Origin of the sequence: Tateyamaria armeniaca (genome assembly GCF_045797845.1) — a bacterium.
In the GTDB taxonomy this organism is placed as follows: domain Bacteria; phylum Pseudomonadota; class Alphaproteobacteria; order Rhodobacterales; family Rhodobacteraceae; genus Tateyamaria; species Tateyamaria armeniaca.
The window spans coordinates 2,023,594-2,048,105 of the sequence record NZ_JBHDIY010000002.1 but is presented as its reverse complement, the minus strand read 5'-3'; the positions used below and the strand labels follow the sequence as shown (position 1 = coordinate 2,048,105).

Annotated in this window: 29 protein-coding genes and 2 pseudogenes; 12 read left to right on the top strand and 19 right to left on the bottom strand. The window is 61.7% G+C overall.

The features are described from left to right. Positions 1 to 6 precede the first annotated feature (6 nt). The 4 genes and pseudogenes from ACERZ8_RS10345 (at position 7) to plsY (ending at position 2,996) form a co-directional block, all read left to right on the top strand. Complete coding sequence (locus ACERZ8_RS10345; protein ID WP_407594336.1) at positions 7 to 549, top strand: hypothetical protein; 543 nt, start codon at positions 7 to 9, stop codon at positions 547 to 549. Continuing rightward, positions 546 to 1,064, top strand: a complete 519-nt coding sequence (locus ACERZ8_RS10340) for a hypothetical protein (RefSeq protein ID WP_407594335.1) — start codon at positions 546 to 548, stop codon at positions 1,062 to 1,064. The genes ACERZ8_RS10345 and ACERZ8_RS10340 overlap by 4 nt, the downstream gene beginning before the upstream one ends. Beyond that, a pseudogene (pyrC, locus tag ACERZ8_RS10335) lies at positions 1,061 to 2,364 on the top strand (dihydroorotase). Before ACERZ8_RS10340 ends, pyrC begins: the two are co-directional and overlap by 4 nt. A 17-nt stretch (positions 2,365 to 2,381) precedes the next feature. After that, positions 2,382 to 2,996, top strand: a complete 615-nt coding sequence (gene plsY / locus ACERZ8_RS10330; protein ID WP_407592121.1) for a glycerol-3-phosphate 1-O-acyltransferase PlsY — start codon at positions 2,382 to 2,384, stop codon at positions 2,994 to 2,996. Between the two features lie 4 nt (positions 2,997 to 3,000). Here the strand turns inward: plsY and ACERZ8_RS10325 are convergent, their stop codons facing one another. The 4 genes from ACERZ8_RS10325 to lfb1 form a co-directional block, all read right to left on the bottom strand. Then, positions 3,001 to 3,453 carry a hypothetical protein gene (locus tag ACERZ8_RS10325; RefSeq protein WP_407592120.1) on the bottom strand — a complete coding sequence of 151 codons (453 nt, stop codon included), beginning with the start codon at positions 3,451 to 3,453 and terminating at the stop codon, positions 3,001 to 3,003. 60 nt (positions 3,454 to 3,513) lie between these two features. Beyond that, positions 3,514 to 4,080 (bottom strand): TetR/AcrR family transcriptional regulator, encoded by a 567-nt coding sequence (locus ACERZ8_RS10320; protein ID WP_407592119.1) that lies wholly within the window; start codon positions 4,078 to 4,080, stop codon positions 3,514 to 3,516. Next, positions 4,077 to 4,448, bottom strand: a complete 372-nt coding sequence (locus tag ACERZ8_RS10315; RefSeq protein WP_407592118.1) for a hypothetical protein — start codon at positions 4,446 to 4,448, stop codon at positions 4,077 to 4,079. The genes ACERZ8_RS10320 and ACERZ8_RS10315 overlap by 4 nt, the downstream gene beginning before the upstream one ends. Positions 4,449 to 4,558: 110 nt before the next feature. After that, positions 4,559 to 4,903, bottom strand: coding sequence for an LIC10280 family protein (lfb1, locus tag ACERZ8_RS10310; RefSeq protein WP_407592117.1), 345 nt, complete (start codon positions 4,901 to 4,903; stop codon positions 4,559 to 4,561). 93 nt (positions 4,904 to 4,996) lie between these two features. Between lfb1 and ACERZ8_RS10305 the strand changes: the two genes are divergently transcribed. The 5 genes from ACERZ8_RS10305 (at position 4,997) to ACERZ8_RS10285 (ending at position 7,833) form a co-directional block, all read left to right on the top strand. Further along, the gene (locus ACERZ8_RS10305; RefSeq protein WP_407592116.1) at positions 4,997 to 5,620 is read left to right on the top strand and encodes a LysE family transporter; all 624 of its coding nucleotides are present in this window, start codon (positions 4,997 to 4,999) and stop codon (positions 5,618 to 5,620) included. A gap of 61 nt (positions 5,621 to 5,681) precedes the next feature. Next, positions 5,682 to 6,233 (top strand): GbsR/MarR family transcriptional regulator, encoded by a 552-nt coding sequence (locus tag ACERZ8_RS10300; protein WP_407592115.1) that lies wholly within the window; start codon positions 5,682 to 5,684, stop codon positions 6,231 to 6,233. A gap of 28 nt (positions 6,234 to 6,261) precedes the next feature. Further along, positions 6,262 to 6,729 carry a hypothetical protein gene (locus ACERZ8_RS10295; protein ID WP_407592114.1) on the top strand — a complete coding sequence of 156 codons (468 nt, stop codon included), beginning with the start codon at positions 6,262 to 6,264 and terminating at the stop codon, positions 6,727 to 6,729. A gap of 20 nt (positions 6,730 to 6,749) precedes the next feature. Then, complete coding sequence (locus ACERZ8_RS10290) at positions 6,750 to 7,340, top strand: hypothetical protein (protein WP_407592113.1); 591 nt, start codon at positions 6,750 to 6,752, stop codon at positions 7,338 to 7,340. Further along, on the top strand, positions 7,243 to 7,833 hold the full coding sequence (locus ACERZ8_RS10285; protein ID WP_407592112.1) for a DUF805 domain-containing protein: 591 nt from the start codon (positions 7,243 to 7,245) through the stop codon (positions 7,831 to 7,833). The genes ACERZ8_RS10290 and ACERZ8_RS10285 overlap by 98 nt, the downstream gene beginning before the upstream one ends. Here the strand turns inward: ACERZ8_RS10285 and ACERZ8_RS10280 are convergent, their stop codons facing one another. The 5 genes from ACERZ8_RS10280 to ACERZ8_RS10260 all read right to left on the bottom strand — a co-directional run bounded on the left by ACERZ8_RS10280 (position 7,834) and on the right by ACERZ8_RS10260 (position 12,337). After that, positions 7,834 to 9,204 (bottom strand): glutamate--cysteine ligase, encoded by a 1,371-nt coding sequence (locus ACERZ8_RS10280; RefSeq protein WP_407592111.1) that lies wholly within the window; start codon positions 9,202 to 9,204, stop codon positions 7,834 to 7,836. A 136-nt stretch (positions 9,205 to 9,340) separates the two neighbouring features. Next, positions 9,341 to 10,027, bottom strand: coding sequence for a VPLPA-CTERM sorting domain-containing protein (locus ACERZ8_RS10275; RefSeq protein WP_407592110.1), 687 nt, complete (start codon positions 10,025 to 10,027; stop codon positions 9,341 to 9,343). Positions 10,028 to 10,113: 86 nt separating this feature from the next. After that, positions 10,114 to 10,650, bottom strand: a complete 537-nt coding sequence (locus ACERZ8_RS10270; RefSeq protein WP_407592109.1) for a hypothetical protein — start codon at positions 10,648 to 10,650, stop codon at positions 10,114 to 10,116. Between the two features lie 92 nt (positions 10,651 to 10,742). Further along, positions 10,743 to 11,615, bottom strand: coding sequence for a GNAT family N-acetyltransferase (locus ACERZ8_RS10265; protein ID WP_407592108.1), 873 nt, complete (start codon positions 11,613 to 11,615; stop codon positions 10,743 to 10,745). After that, positions 11,615 to 12,337, bottom strand: coding sequence for a 16S rRNA (uracil(1498)-N(3))-methyltransferase (locus ACERZ8_RS10260; RefSeq protein ID WP_407592107.1), 723 nt, complete (start codon positions 12,335 to 12,337; stop codon positions 11,615 to 11,617). The genes ACERZ8_RS10265 and ACERZ8_RS10260 overlap by 1 nt, the downstream gene beginning before the upstream one ends. 11 nt (positions 12,338 to 12,348) lie before the next feature. Here ACERZ8_RS10260 and ubiA point away from each other — a divergent pair, with 11 nt between their 5' ends. The 3 genes from ubiA (at position 12,349) to ACERZ8_RS10245 (ending at position 15,598) form a co-directional block, all read left to right on the top strand. Further along, positions 12,349 to 13,311: a 4-hydroxybenzoate octaprenyltransferase gene (gene ubiA / locus ACERZ8_RS10255; protein ID WP_407592106.1), complete on the top strand. Its 963-nt coding sequence runs from the start codon at positions 12,349 to 12,351 to the stop codon at positions 13,309 to 13,311. Positions 13,312 to 13,374: 63 nt separating this feature from the next. After that, positions 13,375 to 15,279 (top strand): OmpA family protein, encoded by a 1,905-nt coding sequence (locus ACERZ8_RS10250; protein ID WP_407592105.1) that lies wholly within the window; start codon positions 13,375 to 13,377, stop codon positions 15,277 to 15,279. Further along, complete coding sequence (locus ACERZ8_RS10245; RefSeq protein ID WP_407592104.1) at positions 15,272 to 15,598, top strand: hypothetical protein; 327 nt, start codon at positions 15,272 to 15,274, stop codon at positions 15,596 to 15,598. Before ACERZ8_RS10250 ends, ACERZ8_RS10245 begins: the two co-directional genes overlap by 8 nt. 128 nt (positions 15,599 to 15,726) lie before the next feature. On the opposite strand, the gene ACERZ8_RS10240 is transcribed toward ACERZ8_RS10245, so the two are convergent. The 10 genes and pseudogenes from ACERZ8_RS10240 to ACERZ8_RS10195 all read right to left on the bottom strand — a co-directional run bounded on the left by ACERZ8_RS10240 (position 15,727) and on the right by ACERZ8_RS10195 (position 24,412). Then, positions 15,727 to 16,167: a molybdenum cofactor biosynthesis protein MoaE gene (locus tag ACERZ8_RS10240; protein WP_407592103.1), complete on the bottom strand. Its 441-nt coding sequence runs from the start codon at positions 16,165 to 16,167 to the stop codon at positions 15,727 to 15,729. Between the two features lie 5 nt (positions 16,168 to 16,172). Further along, a complete protein-coding gene (gene moaD / locus ACERZ8_RS10235) occupies positions 16,173 to 16,418 on the bottom strand; it encodes a molybdopterin converting factor subunit 1 (RefSeq protein WP_407592102.1) in 246 nt (81 codons plus the stop codon). A 5-nt stretch (positions 16,419 to 16,423) separates the two neighbouring features. After that, positions 16,424 to 17,083: a CDP-diacylglycerol--glycerol-3-phosphate 3-phosphatidyltransferase gene (pgsA, locus tag ACERZ8_RS10230; RefSeq protein ID WP_407592101.1), complete on the bottom strand. Its 660-nt coding sequence runs from the start codon at positions 17,081 to 17,083 to the stop codon at positions 16,424 to 16,426. Between the two features lie 58 nt (positions 17,084 to 17,141). Beyond that, positions 17,142 to 19,027 (bottom strand): annotated as a pseudogene (gene uvrC, locus ACERZ8_RS10225) (excinuclease ABC subunit UvrC). Positions 19,028 to 19,304: 277 nt separating this feature from the next. Then, a complete protein-coding gene (locus ACERZ8_RS10220; RefSeq protein WP_407592100.1) occupies positions 19,305 to 20,084 on the bottom strand; it encodes an SDR family oxidoreductase in 780 nt (259 codons plus the stop codon). A 24-nt stretch (positions 20,085 to 20,108) separates the two neighbouring features. Then, positions 20,109 to 21,056, bottom strand: coding sequence for a calcium/sodium antiporter (locus ACERZ8_RS10215; protein WP_407594232.1), 948 nt, complete (start codon positions 21,054 to 21,056; stop codon positions 20,109 to 20,111). 179 nt (positions 21,057 to 21,235) lie between these two features. After that, entirely contained in the window at positions 21,236 to 22,033 is a 798-nt protein-coding gene (locus ACERZ8_RS10210) for a S49 family peptidase (protein WP_407592099.1), read from the bottom strand. 69 nt (positions 22,034 to 22,102) lie between these two features. Further along, positions 22,103 to 22,864 carry an ABC transporter permease gene (locus tag ACERZ8_RS10205; protein ID WP_407592098.1) on the bottom strand — a complete coding sequence of 254 codons (762 nt, stop codon included), beginning with the start codon at positions 22,862 to 22,864 and terminating at the stop codon, positions 22,103 to 22,105. Continuing rightward, positions 22,861 to 23,799, bottom strand: a complete 939-nt coding sequence (locus tag ACERZ8_RS10200) for an ABC transporter ATP-binding protein (RefSeq protein WP_407592097.1) — start codon at positions 23,797 to 23,799, stop codon at positions 22,861 to 22,863. The genes ACERZ8_RS10205 and ACERZ8_RS10200 overlap by 4 nt, the downstream gene beginning before the upstream one ends. 88 nt (positions 23,800 to 23,887) lie before the next feature. Then, positions 23,888 to 24,412, bottom strand: coding sequence for a CoxG family protein (locus ACERZ8_RS10195; protein ID WP_407592096.1), 525 nt, complete (start codon positions 24,410 to 24,412; stop codon positions 23,888 to 23,890). Positions 24,413 to 24,512: the final 100 nt, after the last annotated feature.

The window sequence follows — 24,512 nt, the reverse complement described above, 5'->3', positions numbered from 1 at the left end:
GGCTGCATGAGCGAAACGATCGATATCCCCGCCAACCAGTCCGGCGTGATCCGCGTCTTTGCCCTGTCGATGACGGATATCGAGGCCAAGGCGCTGAAATCGGACCCTGCCGCAATCAACGCAGCCCTCGGGGCCGAGGTGGACGCCGAACAGGTCGAAATCTTTCCCATCAGCGATCTCGAAGGGGTCGGACTGGTCGGGTATCTGAACGACGGCAACGCCGTGCCAATGGACGATCTTGCCCCCGACCGGGCCAAGCTGGACCGTCTGGGCGGCTGGGTGATGATCGTGTTTTCGCGCGCGTTTGGCGGGCAGGCCACAACACTTGCACCGGCATCCGCTCTGACGCTGATAGGGACATACGGGGCCGAAGGTGTCGATTGGCGCGCCACGAAAAACGTGACCTCCGATGCAGCGAAACCCTATTCCGCCCCACAAGCCGAAGGGAAAAAGCGCCCGTCGGACGCAGCGATGTCGGGCCGGGTGGCCACAGTCGTGCTGATCCTGCTGGGTCTGCTGGTCTGGCTGATGGTGTGGATATCCGGATGACCCAGCGCGACGAATGGACGGGGCTGCTTGATCCGGGCGAACGGATCATCTGGCAGGGCAAGCCGTCGACCCGTGTCCAGATGGAATTTGACAGCCCCTTTGCCGTAGTTTTCATGATGTTCTGGGGCGGTATCCCCTTGTTTATGGTGATCTCCGAACCCCGGACACTGCTTTTGGGTGTCCCGGGCCTGTTTCTTGGCATCGCGCTATACTTTTTTGTCGGTCAGCACTTCTGGGCCGCGTTCATGCGCAGCCGCACCTTCTACAGCCTGTCCAACACGCGTGCGTTCATTGCGCGGGCCACTCTGGGCGGGCGCAAGCTTGACAGTTATCCCATCACGGAACAGACCACGCTGCAGCTTGACGAGGGGCGCAAGCGGGCGATCTGGTTTGGCACGTCCCATGGGCGTCAGATGTTCAGCAACAAAACCGAAAATCCCGTCGGCTTTGAACGCCTCGACAATCAGCGCGAGGTCTATCAACTGCTGCGCGCAGTCCAGCGAGGCGAGGCATGAGCAACATCCTTTTCAAGAATGCCAAACTGATCGACCCCGACGCGGGCACGGTCACGACAGGCGGTCTGGTTGTGCGGGACGGAAAGATTACCGAAGTATTAACGCAACGTACTGATTTAGAAGAAGAAAAGTTGACAGCTGTCAACTTCGATCAGGTCGTCGACTGCGACCGCAAGCACCTCGCCCCCGGCATTGTCGATATCGGGGTCAAGGTCTGCGAACCCGGTGAGCGGCACAAGGAAAGCTTTGGCTCGGCTGGCCTCGCGGCGGCCGCAGGGAGGTCACCACCATGGTCACCCGCCCCGACACCGACCCCGTGATCGACAATCCCGAGACGCTGGAATTCGTGATCCGCCGCGCCCGCGAGGCGGCTCCGGTCAACGTGCTTCCCATGGCCGCGCTGACCAAGGGGCGGCAGGGGCGCGAGATGACCGAGATCGGGTTTCTGCTGGATGCGGGCGCGGTTGCGTTCACCGATTGCGATCATGTGGTGACCGACAGCAAGGTGTTCGCCCGCGCGCTGAGTTATGCCCGCAGCCTTGGTGCTCTGGTGCTGGGGCATCCGCAGGATCCGGGGCTGAGTGCGGGGGCCGCTGCTACGTCGGGAAAATTCGCCAGCCTGCGTGGCCTGCCCGCGGTGTCGCCCATGGCCGAGCGCATGGGGCTCGACCGTGACATCGCGATGATCGAGATGACGGGGGCCAAGTACCACGCCGACCAGATCACCGCGGCCCGTGCCCTGCCCCCGCTGGAGCGGGCAAAGCAGAACGGGTTTGACATCACTGCCGGCACCTCAATCCACCATCTGACGCTGAACGCACTGGACGTGGCCGACTATCGCACCTTCTTCAAGATCAAGCCGCCACTGAGGGACGAGGACGACCGCCTTGCCATTGCGGAGGCCGTGCAATCCGGTCTGATCGACATCATCAGTTCCATGCACACGCCGCAGGACGAGGAAAGCAAGCGCCTGCCCTTCGAGGCGGCGGCGAGCGGCGCGGTGGCGCTGGAAACGCTGCTGCCTGCCGCGATGCGCCTGTTTCATGCCGATCACGTGACGCTGCCCGCCTTGTGGCGCGCGATGTCACTGAACCCGGCCAAGCGGCTGGGTCTGCCCTGTGGACGGCTGGCCGTGGGGGTACCTGCGGACCTTGTCCTGTTTGATCCGCACGCACCCTTTGTGATGGATCGGGCCACACTCCACTCCAAATCGCGCAACACCCCCTTTGACGGGGCGCGGATGCAGGGTAAGGTTTTGGCAACCTATGTGGCAGGCAAGCCTGTCTACGAGAAAACCTGACATATCAAGGGCTTGCCATGCCGCTGATCGAAACCTCCGCCTCAGTTCTGCTGCTTTGGGCCGTGATCGGCTATGGGCTGGGGTCGATCCCGTTCGGCATGGTGCTGGCCCGGGTGATGGGCCTTGGTAACCTGCGCGACATCGGGTCAGGCAATATCGGGGCCACCAATGTGCTGCGCACCGGCAACAAGCTGGCCGCCGCGCTGACCCTTCTGCTGGACGCGGGCAAAGGGGCCGCCGCGCTGCTGCTGGCACGTTTTGCGACCGGGGCGGAGGATGCCGCGCAACTGGCGGGCCTCGCCGCGATGCTGGGGCATTGCTATCCCGTCTGGCTGCGCTTTAAGGGCGGCAAGGGGGTCGCGACCTTTCTTGGCCTGCTGCTGGCGCTGCACTGGCCCGTCGGCGTGGGCGCGTGCATCGCATGGTTGGTGGGTGCGGGTGTCAGCCGGATATCGTCGATGGGGGCCCTAGTGGCGGCTGCGGCCTCGACCTTTTTGATGCTGTTTCTGGGGGCGGCGAATGCGCTGTTGCTGGGTGTGATCCTGACCCTGCTGATCTTTTGGCGGCATCGAGCCAATATCGGACGCATCCGCGCAGGGACCGAACCCAAGATCGGGAAAAAGACCGGCTGAGGGGTCACTGCTTTTGCAGCCCGGTGGTCCTGTGAATGATTATGGCGATCACGACAGCGACGATCGTCACCAGATGAAACAGAACAAGCGTGTCCAGATAAGCGATCTGCTCTGCGCTGCGTTGAAAAGGCGTTGGCACATCAACAATCCATGATCTGAAGGCCGTATAAAGAACGATCTGACTGAGGGCGGCCGCAAAGAACGCGATGAGTCCAAATCGTTTTTTCAGAACCAGACCTGCCACGACCGCGATATCAAGCATGAGGTACACGATATCGAGGACGCGCCATTTCATCGGAGCAGACACCCAATCAAACCCGGTGAGCGACGTCATGTTCATCACGTGCACCAGCGCGCCATAGGCATAAAACAACGCGACCGTCAGGATTATCCCGCGCGCAAAGACCCGCCCCACTCTTGCCGACCCAGTGCCCGACGTGACCCGTACCTGTCCCATGTCACACGGCACTTGGCGCGCAGGTGCTGGCGTTCTGAATGGAGGCTGTCAGGTTTCGTGTCATGGTCGCGCCCCCGCGCCGAGCACCTTGTCCATGCTCGCCTCGTAGAGCGCTGCAAGCATCTTCTGGCGTTCGGGTTCCATGTCGGGATCAAGCAGGATGATCCCGCTGAAGGCCGCGTATTCGAGATAGGCAAAGGATCGCGCCGTGGCCGCATCCAGCCCGTATCGTTTCCGGTAAAGGTCAGTGATGACATCCAGCCGGAACTGATCCGTGTGCTGCACGATTGCGTTGACCGCAGGCAACCTGCGCGCCACTTCGCGGATGCCGAGTTCCAGCCTGTAGTCGATGGCCATCGCCGCCGAGGTCAGGGCCGCGCCCTGATCGACGGCGTCTGCGGCGGGATCAATAGCCGTTGCGACATCGACGGTCTGTGTCTGGAACCAAGTGTCGGCGAGCGCGATCAGAAATGCCTCGTGATCGGCAAAGTGGTGATAGAAAGAGCCGCGCGTGAGGCCCGCCGCTGTGCAAATCGCTTCGAGTTTGACGGCTTCGGCCCCTTTGGCCGACAGTTCGGCCAGACCCAGTTGCACCCAGTCTTGTTTGCTGAACCGCCGCTTCGTCACTGGACAAGCCCCAGGATACCCAGCAGGGCAACCGGCAGGAACAGCCAGCCCTGCGGCAAGCGGATGTGCGAGTCTTTCAGATACAGAACCAGCCCGACGCCGACGGTGAAAAAGCCCAATGCAAGCACCGTTCCGGCCACCGCGTAGGCCAGATCACCCGAATATGCGGCCCAAAGCAGGAACCCGGACATGCAGGCGATGGCGACGGTGGTGAAGTGCCAGCACAGGTATTGCGTGTGCCGCACGAGCGGATCAAGCGCTGTCGCGGCCACCAAGGGCTGTGCAATTTGGCGCCCGCCGACAAAGACATGCACCAGCAGCCAGAGTGCTGCGAGAGCGCCAGCCGCCACGAGAAAGGGGTGTGTCATGACAGATACCTCCGCATTTGCGGGGTGCATACCTTTTTGTATGGTTTTGCGCAAGAAAAACATACATAATGGTACGTTTCTGGCGTGTCAGTGCCTCCGTTGCTCAGCCCTTAGTTCGGTGTCAGCCGTTCCAAGGCCCGCCCGTCTGCCCATGTTCCGTGCAGCGATCCGTCCGGCATGGTCACGTAGATCACTGGCGTGTCCTCGCCCCAATTGACGGTGATCACCCGCCCCTCTTGCACGCCGGTGCCTGCATAGGTGCTGTTGCCCACGCGCCATGCGAAGGACACGACGTTCGCATCCTGCACCAGTTGCACCGTGCCCTGATAGGCCGACCCGTCCGGGTTCAGCCCTTCGGCGATGTACGATCCGCTGAGACCTTCGGCGGTTGCGGGCAAGGCCATCATGGCCAAGGCGAGGGTGGCGACGAAAAAGCGGCGGGTCAGAATGCTCAAATCAAATCTCCTTTTGCGGCGCGGCTGGTGTTCCTGCTGGACGTTGTGGCGCGCGCGGTGTCTTGTGATGCTAGCATAGCCCAGAGGTCATCCGTGACGGAAATCAGTCTGCCCCTCATCCTTTTGGCCGCCTTGCTGGCGGGGGCCAGTCCGGGCCCTGCAACCCTCACCATCGCGGGCACGTCGATGGCATCAGGGCGGCGCGCGGGGCTGGCTGTTGCCTCTGGCGTCACGACGGGGTCGTTCATGTGGTCGGTCGCAGCCGCCTTTGGCCTTGGCGCGATCATGCTGGCCAATGTCTGGCTTTTCGAGATCATCCGCTATGCCGGGGCCGCCTATCTGGGCTGGCTGGCCATTAAATCGGCGCGCGCTGCCTGGATGGGGGCCGCGTTGAAGGTGCCGTCCGTCGCGCAGCGCAACATCAAGGGGCACTATGCCAAGGGGCTGGGCCTGCACCTGACCAACCCCAAGGCAATCCTGTTTTTCGGCGCGCTTTATTCCGTCGGGGTGCCGCCGGGCACGCCAGCGATCGGTCTGGTCACGGTCATTCTGGCGGTTGGCGTGCAGAGTTTCATCGTGTTTCACGGCTATGCGCTGATCTTTTCCTCGGCCGTGATGACGCGGGCCTATGCGCGCGCCAAGCGGGTGTTTGAGGCGGCCTTTGCCGTGTTTTTCGGGGCAGCAGCGATGCGGATTCTGACGGCGCGGCTGGTCTGAGTGCAAAACTGCTTGACGCAACAGTTTTGTCTGTTATTTCTGTCGTTACAGAAATTACTGAGTGAGTCGCAAAGAGATGTACCTGACCCAAGCCATGCAGGACTTTATCCTCCACTGGGGGGACATGGGCCAGAAATGGGGCACCAACCGGTCGGTGGCGCAGATCCATGCGCTGCTGCACATCTCGCCTGACCCGCTCACCGCGGACGAGATTTGCGAGCTGTTGAACCTTGCGCGCTCCAACGTGTCGACGGGCCTGAAAGAGCTGCAAAGCCTTGGTCTGGTGCAATCGAGCCGCAAGCTGGGCGACCGGCGCGATCATTTCCATTCGATCCGCGATATGTTCGATCTGGTGCAAACGGTGATCGAAAGCCGTCGTGCCCGCGAATACGCCCCCACCCTCAAGGCGCTGCAACAGGTGCAGCAAGAGGCCGAAGGCGACGCGACCCCGGATGCTGTGAAACAGCGCATTGCCGAGACGCTGACCACGATGCAGATGTTTGACGACTGGTATGCAGAGATGAACCGCCTGCCCCGATCTGTCCAACTGGGTCTGGTCAAAATGGGCGCACGCATCGCCCGCTTCCTGCCCAAGTCGAAATCCACCGACTGACCCCTTTTTTTGACCCGGAGTTTCTCTCATGACAGAAATAATGGAATACTTGGAAATCCCGAAAAGCCCCGAGGTCGTCCCGATCCCCGGTGCGCGCTATGCCATTGACCCCATCGCGTTCTTTTTCGCACTGATCTGTGCGCCCCTGCTGGTGGCACTGATGTTCTTCTGGGTGGCGGGCATCCCCGTCTTTGCCCTGATCCTCGGCGGGCCGTTCTATCTGGTGCTCGGCACGCCGATCCTGCTGATCTACCTCTATCTGCGGCAGGGCACACCGGAAGGTGCGGCCGGGCTTGCTGCCCTGACTGTCGCCATCGCCACCCCTTTGTACATCGGGTTTATGTGGTTCGAGGCATCCTGGTTTGATCCCGGCGGCCTGGTGTTCCTGTCCGGTGCAGGCGTGGTGCATGCCGCCGCGTGGGGGCTGACCTTTGGCAAACTCTACAACCGCTGGCGCAGCGATGTGTCGCGCCGCCCTCTTCCTCAACTTGTTTAACCCGTGAAAGGACCAATACCATGCTGACCATCGGACTTTTGTACTTCAACCTTGCCCTGGGCGGTGTCGCTGCCCTGACTGCCATGATCCTGCGCGTCAGTGCGTTGGTGGGCGAATGCCCCGAGGCACGTGCCCGGGCCCATGTGGTCGCCGTCAGTATCGCCACCGGATTTGCCGCTATCGGCGGGGGTGGTGTGCTGCTGATCGGAGCCGCGCTGCCGATGATGGTGGATGCCCCCTTTGCCGGGCTGATGCTGAGCCTTGGTTTTGCCGCGCTGTGCCTTGGGCTTGGCTTTACTCATGCCATGGGGATGCTGCGCGCCGCGCTGGCCCCTGCGCCTGCCCCGGCCCCCAAGCCGCGCCTAGACCGCAAGCGGGCTGACACCAAAGCGCGGGGCGGCACCACATGTCGCCCCGCCACCTCAAAACACCAATCGCGCCACAGTGCCGCCGGAATTCCCCGTCAGGGTCGTACCAAGAAACGACAGCACACGACATCAGAGGGCGTGACAGATGGGATTTTTTCAGGCCGTAAACACTGTCTTTGCAGGGTTTTTCAAATTTTCTGGACGCGCGACCCGCCCCGAATACTGGTGGTTTTTCCTGTTTGAGATCATCGTCGTCTCGGTTTTGCTGGTGCTGGATGTATGGATGTTCATCAACGCGTCGATTTCAAGCCAAAGCACCCTCGAACGCACCGTGGCAAGCCTCAGCCCGTTTGATTTCCTGTTGTTTTACTATTTCATCATCACCTTTTTTCCGCGCATGGCCGTCACGATCCGCCGGTTGCACGATGTCGGGCTGTCGGGGTTCTTTTACCTGCTTTACTTCGTGCCGATTGTCGGCGGTCTGGTGGTGTTCGTGCTGACGCTGTTGCCGTCCGAGGGCGACGACAACATCCACGGCCCGCACCGCCCCGGTGGCAGTGGCCCGCGCCACAGCCCCGATGGCAGCCCGCGCAAGCACGACCCGATGCAGGGCTATGCCGTTCTGGACAAGATCAAGGAAGATCCAACACCCGAAATGATCGCCGCCCGCAAAGCCGAAGTGCGCGCCCTGTATGAGCAGCGCGTGCTGGGCAAGGGTCCGATTGTGGCCGAGTGATCAGTAGGAATACGCCTCGAACACCTTGGTGACGTCGCCATTCCAGTCGCTGTTGTAATGCTCGATCAACTCGTCTGCAGGGGTTTTGCCTGTCTCCACGCTTTCCTGTAGTGCGTTGAGGAAATGCGTTTCGTCCGGGATCATGCCCCCTGCCCCGGGCCGCGCCCGTGCCACTAGACCGCCATGTGAAATCGCAACCGCTTCGCGCGCAAGATCGTGCAGTTTCACGCCGTTCACTTCGCCCTGAAGCCCATCTACGGACGCCGCCACGCGCAGCCCTTCGCGGGTTTCAGCGTCAAATCCCTTGACTAGATCCCGGGCGGCATCAAGGGCTGTCTGGTCATACATCAATCCCACCCAGAACGCCGGCAGCGCGCACAGGCGACGCCACTGGTTGCCGTCTGCCCCGCGCATTTCGATGAATTTTTTCACCCGCGCCTCAGGAAAGGCGGTGGTCATGTGGTCCGCCCAATCGCTGAGCGTCGGCGTCTCACCGGGCAACGCGGGCAGTTCGCCCTTGAGGAAATCACGGAAGGACATGCCCAGCGCGTCGATATATTTGCCGTCGCGGTAGACGAAATACATCGGCACATCGAGGATGTATTGCACCCAACGTTCAAAGCCGAATCCGTCTTCGAACACGAACGGCACCATTCCCGTGCGCGAGGCATCCAGATCGCGCCAGATCCGGCTGCGCCATGATTTGTGCCCGTTCAGCTTGCCCTCGAAAAACGGCGAATTGGCGAACAGGGCGGCGGCCACGGGTTGCAGTGCGATGGCAACGCGCATCTTTTGCACCATGTCCGCCTCGGACGAAAAGTCGAGGTTGACCTGCACCGTGCAGGTGCGCCGCATCATCGACCGCCCCATCGTACCGACCCGCCCCATATAGGCGTCCATCAGCTTGTAGCGCCCTTTGGGCATCAGCGGCATGTCCTCATGCGTCCAGTGCGGGGCGGCGCCCAACCCGATAAAGCCCGCGCCAAGGTGTTCGCAGACATCCTTGACCTCGGCCAGATGCTGGTTCACCTCGTCACAGGTTTCGTGGATGGTTTCGAGCGGCGCGCCTGCCAGTTCCAGCGCGCCGCCGGGTTCGAGGGAGATGTTGCACAACCCCTTTTCAAGCCCTGTCAGCTTGCCCCCCTCGCGCAGTTCGGACCAGCCGTGCTTGTCACGCAGCCCGCCCAGAATAGCCTCGATCGAGCGTGCTCCGGCAAAGGGCAGCGGTTTGAGTGTGTCGATGCAGTAGCCGAATTTCTCGTGTTCGGTGCCGATGCGCCAGTCAGCCTTGGGCTTGCAGCCGGACGCCATGTAGGCCGCCAGTTGATCGTGATGTTCGATGGGCCCGCCGCCGGACTGGGGGATAGACATGGGGCACGCTCCGCTTTGGCCTTGGCTTGAAGGTCAAGGGATGGGGCGATTTCGCCGGGGTGTCAATGCGGGCAGGGTCGGTGTGCAGTCACGGAACGGTGCGCAGACGCGCAGCGTTCCGTGCAAGGGGCTTGGGTCAGCTTTTCTGACGACGGCGCGTCAGGGCGATGGCACCGAAACCGGCCAGCAACAATGGCAGCGACGCGGGCAGCGGCACTGGGGCCACAGGCTGATTGGTAAAGGTAAAGTCGTCCAGCGCGAAGTTGAACGCCCCGGACCCGGTTCCGTCGATGACGACCGAAGTGATGTCCGTCGCGCTGCTGGCAAAGCCGAAGAATTCAAGACCGCCGGAGGTCGCTGTCAGGCTTTGCGTGACAGAGGGGCCCGACACGAAGTTGATGGTGATGTCAAAGGCCGACATCAGCGTGTTCGTTACAAAGCCGAATGCGGTTTGTGCGACATCGAATGTGACGGTCAGGTCACGTGGATCACTGGTGCCGAGACTGTCGAGGAAGCCACCGTTGAAACCACCACCCCCGTCGATGTTGAAGAAATTCCCCGTGCCCACGGGCGTGGAAAAGGTCACACCGTCCACGATGTCCCCGGGATTGATCGGACCGCCAGACGATGTGGCAAGCGACGTCGCCGAATTCAGCACCCCGGTGGAAATCGGAAAAGCGGAAGAGGGGCCGAAATCCTCGGTCACGGCGGAGGAAAAGTCGGTCGCGAAGGACGTTAGATCGGTATAGCCGGTGATCGTTCCGGCCTGCGCGAGTGTTCCTGCGCTGATGGCAAGGGCGGAAAGCAGTGTTTTAATATACATTTTCTCGGTTCCTGATAAATACGCGGGTGTGCATAACACAGCTCAACCCGCTGATCAAAATGATTATTTTATGCACGCCATGCGTGTCAGGCGCGCCCCAGCGGCTCCATCCTCGACAGGTCTGCACCAGCCCGTTCCCAGATCACCACCGGTGTGGTTGGTGCGGCGCGCAACTGGGCAAGCATGTGTTCGGTTTTCAGCCCCGGCAGGCTGGCGAAAGCGTCAAAAAGCGCATCTGCCCCGTCTGCGTCCACGGGGATCATAAGGTCTGGTTGGCCGTATTGTTCCAGACGCCAGTGCGCGGGGCGCTGTGCCCCGTCCAGCGTCAGCCGTGACATCTCGCGCAGGGCGACCGCTCCGCCGGTCAGCGGGCCGAAATAGGTCACTTGCCCTTCGTCCACCTGCACCGTGCCAAGGCCCCCGCCCGCACTGCGAAACCGCCCCCGTTGCAGGCCCACCATAATCAGCGCCCCTGCCCCGACCAGCATCACAGGGGCAAGGTACCCCAACAAACCACCCGGCCCCGCCAGCCACCACAGGGCGAGGACGGCCAAAGCGATGCCCACCAGCACTTCGCGCCAGCGCCAAAGCGCTGCGGTCGCTTCGGGTCGGAAGAAGGTCATGTCGGCTGATCCCCTGAATGTGCGGCGTTCATCAGACTAAAGACCTCGGGGCGCGCCAAACAAGGGCGAGCCGGGCCTTTCGCCCACGTGCGTCATTGCGCCTGCCCGCCCGGTTTCACCACTTGCGGATGGCGCAGCAGGGCGACGCGGTATTCGCCCACGTGCTTGTATCCCAGCGCCTCGTAGGCCTGCGCCGCGGCGGCGTTGTTGGCAAAGAGGATCGATTGTGTCACCCCCTGATCTGCGCAGCGTCGCAGCAATCCGGCCACCGCGCGCCGGGCATAGCCATTGCCCCGCATCCCGTCGGGCGTGAACACGCCGCCCACCTGCACCACGTCCGGCAGGCGTGCGTTGATCCCGGCCATCGCCACAGGCACGCCATCTTCTTCGAGGATGACCACATCCGCGCTGCCGATGGCCGCAGCTGCACGGGCGCGGGCGCGGGGGGATGGGCCGTCCTCGGCCAACCTTTCGCCGGTGTCGAGCGCGTAGGTCGCATACCATTGTTCGAGCAGTTCCAGATCGCCCGGCGCAGGCGTGCGCACTTTGCCCGGCAGATCGGGCAGGTCGGACAGGGCCAGTTGATACAGCGGTTCATCCGCCAGCACCGCCCACGGACCAAGGGACAGTCCGGTTGCGGCAAGACATTGCGCCACCTGCACGGGCCGCCCCGTCATGCCTGCAACCTCGCGCCCGGCGATGTCTGCGGCAAAGGCGGCCCACGCCTCGGGCGGGGCACCGGGGGCCTGCGCCATCAGGTAGCCGCCATTGGTGATCGCAAAGACGGCCGCGATTTCTGCGTCTGCGGGTACGAAGAATGTCGTGCCGTGCGGGTGGTCCGCATCGTCCGTTCCGTGTGCGGCGAGGTTTGAGCGCAGGAACATCGACGTGGCCGGATGCTGCGCCAGAAATGCATCCAGCGCGTCCATGTCCTGTGGCCCGGCACGTCGCAGATCGTAACTCATCACCAATCCCCCAGACGTTGTTGCCAGACGGTCATCGCAGCGACAGCCGCCGTATCGGCGCGCAGGATGCGCGGGCCAAGGGAAACCGGATGCGCCGCTTCGAGCCCGTGCAAGCGGGCACGTTCCTTGTCGGAAAATCCGCCCTCTGGGCCGATCAGGATCGCCCAGGGTGCGTCCTTGGCCGGTAAGGCGGAGGTATCCTCCGCCCCTGCCAGCGCCTCGTCGCAGAACATCAGGTGCCTGTCCCCCAGATCCGCCAGCACTTGATCAAGCCGCGCCATCTCGGCCACTTCGGGCACAAAGGTGCCGCCGCATTGCTCGGCGGCCTCGATGGCGTGGGCCTGCAACCGGTCGCGCTGCACGCGCCCTGCATTGGTAAAGGCGGTCTGGACCGGTACGATGCGGCGCGCGCCCATCTCGGCGGCCTTTTCTACGATGAAATCGGTCCGCGCCTTTTTGATCGGGGCAAAGAGCAGCCACAGGTCCGGGGGCATCTCAAAGCCGCGCGTCTGCGCGTCGCAGGTCAGCGTGCCGCCCCGTTTGCCCGCCTCAGCCACCGAGGCGCGCCATTCGCCATCGCGTCCGTTGAACAGCAGCAGGGGCGCGCCGGTGCCAAGGCGCATGACTCCGAACAGATAATGCGCCTGGTCCCGCGACAAAGGCACGGATTGCCCCTGCCCCAGCGGGTGATCTACATAAAGGCGGATCTTTGCATCACTCATAAGGCCTTCATATGTCCAACCCGCCCCTATCACCAGACGGTCACGTCGCCGATGCCGTAAAAGGCAACTGGGTGGACACGATTGCCCCCGAAGCGACGCGCCCCTACCTGCGGCTGTCGCGCGCAGATCGGCCCATTGGAACGTGGCTGCTGCTGCTGCCCTGCCTGTGGGGGCTGACCCTGGCGATGGTGCATGACGGGCAGGCCAGTTGGCACGATGCATGGATTGCAATCGGATGCGCCGCCGGGGCCTGGCTGATGCGCGGGGCAGGCTGTACTTGGAATGACATCACCGACCGCGACTTTGACGGACAGGTGGAGCGGACACGCTCGCGGCCCATCCCGGCGGGTCAGGTCAGCGTGCGCGGAGCCGTGATCTGGATGTGTGCGCAGGCGCTGATCGCCTTTGCGATTCTGCTGACCTTTCATGTGAACGCGATCCTTCTGGGCATTCTCGCGCTGCTGCCGGTCGCCATCTATCCCTTTGCCAAGCGGTTCACATGGTGGCCGCAGGTCTTTCTGGGGCTGGCCTTCAACTGGGGCGCGCTGCTGGCCTGGACGGCGCATACCGGGCAGTTGGAGGCGCCTGCGGTGGTCCTGTACCTCGCCGGCATTTCGTGGACCCTGTTTTACGACACGATCTATGCCCATCAGGACACCGAGGACGACGCCCTGATCGGGATCAAATCCACCGCGCGCCTGTTTGGGACCAACACGGCCCCGTGGCTGCGTCGATTCCTCATGGGCACGGTGGGCCTGATGGGAATCGCGGTGATCTTTTCAGCCATCGACGATGCGTCGGTCATGGCGATGGTTCTGGCCCTTGGCGGGCCATGGGCGATGGGCTGGCACATGGCGTGGCAGTTGCGCGGGCTTGACATCGAAGACCCGGCCAAGTGCTTGCAACTGTTCCGCGCGAACAGGGATACAGGCATCATTCCGCTGCTCTTTTTTGGCGCAGCGCTGTTCGTCTGATTGAAACATCCCCGCGACAGGCATAAACCTGTAAGGCACTCACATTTCGCAAAGGGCCCGCCCATGCGCCTGTCTTCGCTTTTCACGATTGTCGGCACCTTCTTTGCCGCCGCCCTGTTGTCGCTGGTTGCGGCCAACCTGTCGGTGAAGCTGATCGAGGAAAGCTCGGAAATTGGCGTACGGGACGCGCTGGACGAACGCGAAATGACATGGGCCGAGGTCGAAGCGGACGGCTTGCAAGTGACGCTTGCAGGCATCGCTCCGACCGAGGCTGTGCGCTTTGCCGCCCTTTCGGCCGCTGGCACCGTCGTGGATGCGGCCCGCGTGATCGACGACATGGAGGTCGAGGCCGCCGCCGCCATCGCCCCGCCCCGCTTTTCCGCCGAAATCCTGCGCAATGATGCGGGCCTTTCAATCATCGGGCTGATCCCCGCCTCGACCGACCGCGACGCCGTGCTGGAACGCTTTGTCGCGATCAGCAGGCGCAAGCCCATTACGGATCTGATTGAAACCGCCGACTACCCCGCACCCGCCGGTTGGGAGGACGCGTTGGGCTTTGCCCTCACGGCGATGGAGATGCTGCCCCGCGCCAAAGTGTCGGTCGAGGCGGGGCGTGTCACCATCACCGCCATCACCGACAGTGTTGCGGAAAAGAACCGGCTTGAGCGCGATCTGCAACGGGCCAGCCCACCGGGATTGCAGGTGGCGATGGATGTGGCCGCACCGCGCCCGGTCATCACGCCCTTTACCCTGCGGCTGGTGATGGACGAGCAAAGCACGCGCTTTGACGCCTGTTCGGCGGATACGGACGCGACGCGCGAGACCATCCTTGCCGCCGCGCGCGCTGCGGGCATGACGGGCACTGGGCAGTGCACCGTGGGCATGGGTGTGCCCAGCCCCAACTGGGGGCGGGCCGTGACCCAAGCCATCGCCGCACTGACAGAACTGGGCGCCGGGTCAATCACCTTTTCAGATGCCGACGTGACGCTGGTGGCCGCAGAAGGCACGGCGCAAGCCGATTTCGACCGTGTGGTGGGCGAGTTGGAAAACCGCCTGCCGGATGTGTTCGCGCTTTATGCCAAGCTGCCCGAAACGGTCGATCCCAATCAGGGGCCGCCGGAATTCGTGGCCACCCTCAGCCCCGAGGGCCTTGTGCAGTTGCGCGGGCGGCTGTCGGATGAAAACCTGCGCAATGTGGCCGACAGCTATGCCAAGGCGGCGTTCGGGTCGGACAATGTTTATACTGCCACGCGGTTAGTGGGGGACTTGCCCGCCACATGGCCGGTGCGCGTGCTGACCGGGCTTGAAGCGCTGGCGCAACTCTCCAACGGCGCTGTCACGGTGACTCCGGACACGCTGGTCGTGGCAGGCAACACTGGCAACCCGGAGGCCAGCACAAACATCGCCTCGTTGCTTGCCTCCAAACTGGGGGAGGCCGCGACATTCGACATCCGGGTGATCTATGAGGAAAAACTCGATCCCGTCGCGTCGATCCCGACACCGGACGAATGCGAGGCCGAGATCGGTGCAATTGTGGCCGCGTCCAAAATCAACTTCGAACCGGGCAGCGCGACCATCGACGCAAGCACCTTGGGCACCATGGATGACATCGCCGAAGTGCTGAAGCTGTGCGGTGATATTCCGCTGGAAATTCAGGGCCATACCGACAGTCAGGGGCGCGAGGAAATGAACCTCAACCTCAGTCAGGCGCGTGCGCAATCTGTTCTGAACGAACTCAGGGCACGGCGGGTGCTGACCGCGTCATATAAGGCGATCGGCTATGGTGAAACGGACCCGATCGCGGAAAACGACAGCGAAGAAGGGCGCGAAGCCAACCGGCGCATCGAATTCAAACTGATCCGTCCCAAACCAAGTCTGCGCGAAGGCGAAACAACGCTGGAATCTGTCGCCGGTTCAAGCGATACAGAAATTCCGAGTGACGACGCGATAGGACCAGCAGATGAGTAGAGCCGAGTTTGTCATTGCGACAGCCATCGTTCTGTTTGTCGCGTTCTGTCTGGGCTGGTTTGCCAACTGGCTGATCCACCGCTTTACCCGCGTGGCTGCCGGCGACGTCGCCGAACTTGACCGGATGAGCCAAGAACTGCACGAGGCCGAGGAAACCCGCGATCAGGCGATCACCTACCTGCAACAGCGCGAGGCCGAACTGACCAACCAGTTGGCGCAGACCGAGGCCGAGCTGCGCGCGGCCATGGACGGGCTGCGCGATGCCCGCCACGAGGCCGAAGAACTGCGCGCCTGGATCGAACGCCAGCAGGCAAGCTGACGCGGGGAACGGAACGGGACACCGTTCAGTTGTCCGGCTTCTCTGACTAACAAAAATCCCGGGGGTCGCGCCAGCGACGGGACAGAGCCCCTTTTAATAAATCGTGTCGCCGCAAGGCGGCCTTTGGATCACCAGCGGCTCAACGCATCCTCATCCTCGGATCTGGCATTCACCCATGTGGCACCGTCAGAGGTGATTTCGCGTTTCCAGAACGGGGCGCGGGATTTGAGGTAGTCCATCAAAAACTCCGCGGCCTCAAACGCGTCCTTGCGATGGCGTGCGGCCGTGGCGACCATCATGATCATTTCACCCGGTCCCAATCGGCCATGGCGGTGAATGACCAGCGCGTCCTCAAGGCTCCAGCGGGCAACGGCTTGCGCCGCAATGTCGTTCAGGGCGCTTTCGGTCATGCCGGGATAGTGCTCGATCTCCATCGCTTCCAGCCCGCCCGCCACGTCACGCACAACGCCAGTAAAGGTGACAATGGCGCCCGACGCACTGCACCCGGCGGCAAAGCGCGCTGATTCTTCCCCAAGGTCGAACGGCACCTCTTGGACGGCGATGCGCATCTGACCTACCCGCCGGTCATTGGCGGGAAAAACGCCACTTCGCGGGCCCCGCTCAAGGAGGTGTCAAAGTCGACAAGCTCTTGGTCGACCGCCACGCGCAAGGCGCTGATATCGCTGAACGCGAGGGCATAGCGTTCTTCCCGGGCGCGCAATTCCTCGACCAGATCCATGACTGTCGCGGCCTTGCTGTCGATCTGTTCGCGCGGCATGCCGATCCGTTCCCGCACCCACGCAAAATAGAGGACATCCATAACGCTTATCCTTTCAGATGGGGCATGGCCTTGCGGAAGTAATCCCAGCCCGTCATCAGGGTCAAAAGGGCAGCGATCCACAGCAGCCACAGCCCGACGCGGCCTGCCCATTCGGCCCCTGTCAGCTTCCAGCGCAAGCCCTGCAGATCGGGCTGATCGCCGTTCAGGATCGCAGATACCATCTGCTCATCCATTCCCCAGATCGACATGCCGAAATAGTGCTCAAACACGCCTTGCGAGAACAGAACGGCGATGGCGACCATCTGCATTGTGGTTTTCCACTTGGCCAGTTGCGTGACCTTCAGCGTGCCTGCAGTGTCGCCCAGAAATTCGCGCAGGCCCGACACGAACACCTCGCGAAACAGGATCATGGTTGCGGGCAGCACCAGCCAGGGTGACCAGGACGAAAAGGCGATGATCACCATCAGCGCGATCACCACCATCGCCTTGTCCGCAATCGGGTCCAGCATTGTGCCCAGCCGCGTCTGCTGGCCCCAAGCGCGCGCAAGATAGCCGTCAAACCAGTCGGTGATGGCCGCCCCCACAAACAGAACAACCGCAAAGATATCCGCATAAGGCCGCGTGAAATACAGGAACATCACCGCAACCAGTGGTGCCGCCAAAAGGCGCAAGGTCGTCAGGATATTCGGGATGGTCCACGTCATGTCAGATACCTATCCTGTTCACATCGCCACCGAAAGGGGGCGCACGGACACGTGCGCCTTACGTGTCGTGAAAGAAATCGTAGACCTTTTGCGCCAGCCCCTCTGATACCCCCTCGACAGCCTTGAGGTCGGCAAGGTTGGCGCGCCCTACGGCCTTTGCAGACCCGAAATGGGCCAGCAGTGCCCGTTTGCGCGCCGCCCCGACGCCCGGAATATCATCCAGCGGGTTTTTCATGTTGGACTTGGCCCGTTTGGCCCGGTGCGTGCCGATGGCAAAGCGGTGCGCCTCGTCGCGCATCCGCTGCACGAAATACAGGACCGGATCATTGTGGCGCAATGCGAACGGGCGCTTGCCCATGCGGTGGAATTCTTCTTTGCCTGCATCGCGGTCCACGCCCTTGGCCACGCCAACCATGGGAATGTCGCCCACGCCATGTTCGCCCATGATCTGGGCCACAGCACTCACCTGCCCCGCGCCGCCGTCGATCAGCAACAGGTCGGGCCACATGCCCTTTTCGCGGTCCGGGTCCTCGGCCAGCAGCCGTTTGAAACGGCGGTGCAGCACTTCTTTCATCATCCCGAAATCGTCGCCGGGTGTCAGGTCATCGCCCTTGATATTGAACTTGCGATAGCTGTTTTTCATAAAGCCATCAGGCCCCGCCACGATCATCGCGCCCACCGCATTGGTGCCCTGAATGTGGGAGTTGTCGTAAACCTCGATGCGCTCGGGCACGTTTGGCAGGTCAAACGCCTCTGCCAGCCCTTTCAGAAGTTTGGTCTGGGTCGCGCTTTCGGCCATCTTGCGGGCAAGGCTTTCGCGCGCATTGCGCAGGGCACTGTCCACCAGTTCCGCCTTTTCGCCGCGCTTGGGCACCAGCAATTCAACCTTGCGGCCCAGTTTCTGGCTCAGCGCGTCAGCCATCAGGTCGGGGTTCTCGATCTCGTTTGACAGGATCAACTGCCGGGGCGGTTCCTTGGTGTCGTAGAACTGGCCCAGAAACGCCTCCAACACCTCGGCGGCATCCACGTCCGGACCCACACGGGGATAGAAGTCGCGGTTGCCCCAGTTTTGGCCTGCGCGGATAAAAAACACCTGCACGCAGGCCTGCCCCTGTTCGAGATGCAGGGCGACGATGTCCGCCTCATCCACATTGCGGGGATTGATGCCTTGGGCCGATTGCACCTGCGTCATCGCGCGGATGCGGTCGCGCAGGGCAGCGGCGCGTTCAAACTCCATCTCTTCGGAGGCTTTCTGCATTTGGCCGGCGAGTTCTGCCTGAATGTCCGTGCTGCGGCCCGACAGAAAGCGTTCAGCGTCCTTCACGGTGCTTGCGTAATCCTGTTCCGAGATCAGCCCGACGCAGGGGGCCGAACAGCGCTTGATCTGGTATTGCAGGCAGGGGCGTGTGCGGGTTGCAAACATCGAATCCGTGCAGTTGCGCAGCAGGAACACGCGCTGCAACTGGTTGAGGGTGCGGTTCACCGCACCGGCACTGGCGAACGGGCCGTAATAGGCGCCTTTTTCCTTTTCGCGCCGCGGTGCTTCTTGATCTGCGGAAACGGATGATCACCCGTCACGAGGATATTGGGAAAGCTTTTGTCGTCGCGCAGCAGCACGTTGAACTTTGGTTTGAGTTGCTTGATCAGGTTCTGTTCAAGCAGCAACGCCTCGGTCTCTGTCCGCGTCGTCAGGAACATCATCGAGGCGGTCATCGAGATCATGCGGGCGATGCGCGGCGAATGGCCTGCCGGGCGGGCATAGTTGCTGACCCGCGCGCGCAGATTGCGCGCCTTGCCGACGTACAAAACGCGGCTTTCGCGATCAAGCATCCGGTAGACGCCGGGCGATGAATCGATGGTTTTCAGATAGCCCTGAATGACCTCGTGTCCGACGGGCGCGGGCGCTTCGTTCGACGGGTCCGGGATGTCCTGGGTTGGGGCCATTTGATTCTGCGGTTTGCTGCAATGATTATGGGGCGGGTTCAAGCGATCTTGCATCCACGGATGCTGTGGATAAGTCTGGAGACAAGTTCTGGGCGTCTGGAAATTTTCGTTGTTTTTTGGGCGTTTCTCCGGTTTGCCTATTTTTTAATCACTTGTATAAGCATCTGTTTTTGTTCATTTTATTTTTGCCCTCACGACAAGTGACTGAATCTAAAGGGCTTTTGTTAACAGTTTTGTAACAACCATTAAGGCGGTGCAAAACTTCACGCTGCGTCAACTATTCGACCCCTACAACGTCCGGTGTTTCCCATGCCAGATGCTGCCCGCCGTCTACGCAGAGAAGCTGACCTGAAATGGCAGGAGCATCGAGGAAGTAACCCAGTGCCGCGACGATATCCGACGGGTTCGATCCCCGTTCCAGCACGGTGGCGCTGCGTTGCGCGGCGAAGTGTTCCGCACTTTGCCGTCCGCCCTGCAGGGTGGGACCCGGACCAATGGCGTTGACGCGGATCGTTGGTGCCAGCGCCCGCGCACTTGTCTGGGTCAGCGCCCACAGACCCATCTTGGCCAGCGTGTAGGTCATGAATTCAGGTGTCAGCTTGCGTACCCGCTGATCGACCATGTTCAGGATCAATCCGGCGGCGACGGGTTCGTCCATCTCATCCCGTGTGGGTTCCAGCCCCTGGGCCGCCATGGCCTGCGTCAGCACGAAGGGCGCGCGCAGGTTGCTGTCCATGTGCCGGTCCCAACTGGCGCGGGTGGCGGTTTCGACGGTGTCATGTTCAAAGATCGATGCGTTGTTCACCAGACACGTGATTGGCCCGCCCAATGCCTCGACCGCGCGTCCGAACAGCGCTTGCGTTGCGTCCTCGTCCAGCAGGTCGGCCTGCAAGGCGACGCCGCGCTGGCCCTTGGCCTCGATCCGGGCGACAGTGTCCAGCGCCCCCTTGTCTGAACTGGCGTAATGCACGGCCACATCATAGCCCCGCCCCGCCAGATAGACCGCCATGGCCTGACCCAAACGGTGCCCTGCCCCTGTCACAAGCGCGCGTGTCATCGCACCCTCCTTACGATACGTGTCTCAGATCAATACTATGACCATATAGGCCACATAAAGGGCCGATAGGATGACCCCCCACAACCGTGTGATATCCCGCCGCATATAGACGAAAGGCACCAGCAGGATGGACGCACCCAGCATGACCCACAGATCAAATGTCAGGAATTCACGATCCACCGGGATCGGCCCGACAAGGCTGGCCACACCGATAATGGCCAGCAGGTTGAACATGTTCGATCCGATCACATTGCCAAGGGCCACGTCCGCCTGACGGCGCAGGGCGGCCATGACGGTGGTGGCGAGTTCGGGCAGCGAGGTCCCGATGGCCACCAGTGTGAGGCCGATCACAGTGTCGCTGACGCCATAGGTCTTGGCGATGATCGTCGCGTTTTCGACCAGCAGACTGGCGCCCAGCGGCAGACCAACAAGCCCGAGGACCAGATAAAGCGCGATCCATCGGCCCGGCAGGTCGGGATCCACACCTTCGATCTCTTCTTCGGGTGCGCCGTTGGCGCAAGCCTCGCGGTGGCCCATCGCCTCTTTGGCCTGATCGAACAGAACAAAGGCGAGCGCTGCGAGCAGCACAAGCGCTGCAATCCAGTCAAACACACCGCGAAAAGCGAGCGCAATGAACAGGATCGAAGCGGCAATCATGTAGTTGAAGGTCTTTTTGGTCTCGCATTCGGACGTGTGCATCGTGGCCAGCAAGGCCGGTATGCCAAGCACCAGCAGGATATTGGCCGTGTTCGACCCCACCACGTTACCAAGCGCAAGGCCGGGTGCGTCGTCCAAAATCGCCTGTATCGAAATCAGCAGTTCGGGTGCCGAGGTGCCGAAGGCCACAATCGTCAGGCTCACGATCAGCGCAGGCACGCCAAGGCGCAGGCTGAGGTTCACCGCCCCTTTCACAAGGCTGTCCCCGGCCAGCAGCAGGATGACCAGGCCAAGCCCGCTGAACAGCCACGGCATTACTTCAGCCATCAGGTTTTCCCCCGCCCGCAGGCGCAGGGGCCTTTGCCGATACGGTAGCGTCCACACTCACATTTGGCGCGGGTCAGCCGTTTGCCCCCGAGCCAATGCAGTTTTCCAAACATGGCAAGAACGCCCATGAAGACCAGAAACAGAATCACGATCTTCGAGAGCATATGTTACAGTCCAAACTGGGCGAAGGCCGCCCGTTCTTCGACGCTGGCGACGGCGTCGTTGACCATCTGCGCCCCGAAGCGGGCCAGAAACCGGCGACGCACGCCGTAACGGCGCAATTGAACCTTGTCCCCGAAGCGCTCTTTCAGCATCGGTTTCAGGTGCCCGATACCGTCAATCAGACCCAATGCCTGCGCTTTTTTCGCCAGCCAGACTTCGCCGGTGAACAGCTCTGTTTCCGTGTCCAGCTTGTCACCGCGCCGGGATTTCACGTGGTCAATAAAGTTGTCATGTACGTCACCCAGCAACGTCTTGAGCCGTTCGACATCTTCGGGTTTTTCCGGGCGGAACGGGTCGAGCATGGATTTCGATTTCCCGGCCGTATAGACGCGCCGTTCAACCCCTTGCCGCGCCATCAGCTCGTGTGCGCCAAAGCCTGCGGAAATGACCCCGATGGAGCCGACGATGGAACTTTCGTCGCCGTAAATCTCGTCCGCAGCAACCGCCAGCCAATAGCCGCCCGAGGCCGCGACATCCTCGACAAAGGCGATAACGGGTATCTCTTTTTCATCCGCAAGACGCCGGATGCGCGCGCCGATCAGCGAGGATTGCACAGGGCTGCCGCCGGGCGAGTTGATCTCAAGCGCGATGGCCGCAGGCTTGCCGCGGGCAAAGGCTTTTTCGATGACCGGGCCCAGACTTGCGTCGTTCAATGCGCCGCGCCCGCCACCGGCAATAATACCCTGAAGCCGGATCACGGCCACCAGGGGATCGGATTTCATGAATGGGATCCAGCGTTTCATTCTGCCCCATGTAGATTGGTGCCGTGGTGCAAACAAGGTCACAGGCAAAACGAGTTGCACGACGCGATCTTATTGCCGTATCCGCCACCCGGTTTTGAAGATCCAGCCAACCGCCCCAAGGCACAGGGCGGTGAACAGCGCGATGGCCAGCAGCGATATCCCGATGGGCACATCCGCCACCCCGAAGAACGCCCAGCGAAAGCCCGAAATCAGGTACACCACCGGATTGAACATCGAAATTGTCTGCCAGACCGGCGGCAACATCGAAATCGAATAGAACGAGCCCCCGAGGAAAACGAGCGGGGTGACCACGAGCAGCGGGATTAGCTGCAACTGCTCGAAATTCCCGGCCCAGATGCCGATGATGAATCCGAACAATGCAAAGCTGACGCAGGTCAGCACAAGAAAGGCCAGCATCGCAAACGGGTGCGCGATCTGAATATCCACAAAGAAGAAGGACGTGATCAGGATGATGATCCCGATGAACATCGACTTGGTCGCCGCCGCCCCGACATAGCCCATAACGATCTCTAGAAAGTTGATGGGAGCCGACAGCAATTCGTAGATCGTGCCGATGAACTTCGGGAAATAGATGCCAAAGGACGCGTTGGAAATCGCCTGCGTCATCACTGTCAGCATGATCAGCCCCGGCACGATGAAGGCACCGTAGCTGACCCCTTCGACTTGGTCGATCCGGCTGCCGATGGCGGCACCGAAGACCACGAAATACAGCGACGACGACAGCACCGGCGACACGAAAGATTGCGCCAGCGTGCGAAAGAAGCGCGCCATTTCAAAGACATAGATTGCGCGAATGGCAGACCAGTTCATGACATTTCCTTTGTGTCTGCGCGCACCAGATCGACGAAAATATCCTCGAGGCTGGATTGCCGCGTCTCCACATCGCGCAGTTGCAACCCAGCCTCTGCGACGTCGCCCAGCAGCTTGGTGATCCCCGTACGCTCGCGTTTGGTATCGTAGGCATAGATCAGGGTCCAACCATCATTGCCGAGGGTCAGATCATATCCCGACAATGCGCCGGGTATCTCGCTCAACTGCGTGGACAGTTGCACCTCAAGCTGCTTCTTGCCCATCCGGGCCATCAGCTTGTCCTTGTCCTCGACCAGCAGGATTTCCCCCTTGCTGATCACACCGATGCGGTCGGCGATGGCTTCGGCCTCTTCGATGTAGTGGGTCGTCAGGATCGTGGTGACGCCATCGGCGCGCAACTGTTCGACAATGGCCCACATGTCCTTGCGCAATTCCACATCCACCCCCGCGGTGGGTTCATCCAGAAACAGCACGCGCGGTTCGTGGGCAAGCGCCTTGGCGATCAGAACACGACGTTTCATGCCCCCAGACAATTCGCGGATCTGGTTGTCTTTCTTGTCCCAAAGCGACAGGCGTTTGAGGATGTCCTCGACGACCCCGTCCTTGCGCGGCTTGCCAAACAGCCCGCGCGAAAAGCGCACCGTGTTAATCACCTTTTCAAACGGTTCAAGATTGATTTCCTGCGGGACAAGGCCAATCAGGCTGCGCGCGGCGCGGTAGTCCGCCAGAATGTCATGTCCGGCCACGGTCACGGTGCCCGATGTGGGCATAGTGATGCCGCACACTGTTGAAATCAGGGTTGTCTTGCCCGCGCCGTTGGGGCCAAGCAGGGCGATGATTTCACCCTCTTCGATCTCGAGGGACACGTCTTTGAGCGCCTCAAAGCCGTCTGCATAGGATTTGCGCAGGTTCGTGATGCTTAGAATGGGCGGCATGATACCTCTGGTTTGTGATCTTCGGGGTGAGGTAACGCGTCGCCCCGCGCGGGGCTAGCGCACAGATGCACAGTCGGGTGTGCAGTCCTCACTCTTTGCCGGTCAGACGGCCCAGCCAGCCCTTTTTCTTCTCACCGTCTTCCGGTGCATCCGCTTCGGCCTCAGGCTCTGCGGGCCCTTCCAGCGTGTCCTGCAGGTTGGAAAAGAACTGGTCCGCCATCTTCTTGGCAAATCCGTCGATGATGCGGCTGCCCAGTTGGGCCAGCTTGCCGCCCACCTTGGCCTCGACGTCGTATGACAGCGATGTGCCGCCATCGACGGCCTCCATACGTACCTCGGCCCCGCCTTTGGCAAAGCCCGCGGCCCCGCCCTTGCCTTCGCCACTGATCGTCAGGCTTTGGTTTTCGACCATCTCGGACAGGGTCACCTGCCCCTTGAACGTCGCCTTTACCGGGCCGACCTTTTGGGTTACGGACGCCTCGAACCCGTCCTCGGGGCTGCCTGTCACGTCGGTCGCACCGGGGACGCAGGCCTTGAGCACGTCAGGGTTCAGCAGGGCGGCATACACTTCGGACGGAGGGGCCGCGATCTGGCGGGTGTCGGACATTTGCATTTCTGGGCACTCCCTTGGGGGTCTTGATTGCGCCCATACATACCTCAGGCGCAAGGCCCGTGCCACGCCGGAATCCGCCGGATTTCGCGTGACAGATGTC